This is a genomic window from Streptosporangium sp. NPDC006013 (assembly GCF_040614275.1).
GTDB lineage: Bacteria > Actinomycetota > Actinomycetes > Streptosporangiales > Streptosporangiaceae > Streptosporangium.
Map to the genome: position 1 here is coordinate 1 of NZ_JBEXUE010001005.1, position 1,002 is coordinate 1,002.

1 protein-coding gene is annotated in these 1,002 nt (G+C 67.2%); it reads right to left on the minus strand.

The window, feature by feature from the left end; translation table 11 throughout:
• Positions 1-1,002: type I polyketide synthase (locus tag ABZ260_RS51615; protein WP_355633406.1), on the minus strand; the 1,002-nt coding region annotated here is incomplete at both ends.

Below are 1,002 nucleotides of genomic sequence, written 5' to 3' on the forward strand. Positions count from 1 at the left end.
GGCGACGCCATCACCGTCACACCACCGGCCAGCGCCAGCGCGCACTCCCCCGACCGCAACGCCTGCGCCGCCAGATGAATCGTGACCAGAGAGGACGAACACGCGGTGTCCACCGTCATCGCCGGACCCTCCAAGCCCAGCGCGTACGAGATCCGGCCCGACAACACACTCCCGGCATTACCGGTGCCGAAGAAGCTCATCACATCCAGCGGAAACTCCACGCTCGACGCGTAATCGTGATAGGACACCCCGGCGAACACGCCGGTGTGACTACCGCGCAGTGAGAGCGGGTCGATCCCGGCCCGCTCGACCGCCTCCCACGAGGTCTCCAGCAGCAACCGCTGCTGCGGATCCATCGCCAAAGCTTCACGCGGGGAGATCCCGAAGAAGCCCGGGTCGAACTCCCCGGCCTCGTGCAGGAACCCGCCCTCACGCACGTAACTGGTCCCGCGATTCTCCCGATCCGGGCTGTACAACGCCCCCAAATCCCAGCCACGCGATGTCGGGAACTCGCTGATCCCATCCCCACCCTCGAACACCAGCCGCCACAGATCCTCGGCGGATCGAACCCCGCCCGGATAGCGGCACGCCATTCCGACGATCACGATCGGATCGTCGGCCACCGGCATCACCGCAGTGGGAACCACCACATCACCGTGCTCGCCGAGCAGCTCACCCAGCAGGAACTCCGCCAGCACGACCGGCGTCGGATAGTCGAACACCAGCGTCGCCGGCAACCGCAACCCCGTCGCCGTGTTCAGCCGGTTACGCAACTCGACTGCGGTAAGGCTGTCGAAGCCCAGCTCACGGAACTCCCGCCGCGCCTCCACCGCATCCGGCGAAGCATGCCCCAGAACCGCGGCCACCTGACCCCGGACCAGCTCAACCACCAGCCGCATCCGATCGACCTGACCCAAACCTGCCAACCGCCGAACCAGCGCATCATCACCCCCCGCCGAAACCGCCGACCGGCGAACCCCCCGCACCAACCCACGCAGCAGA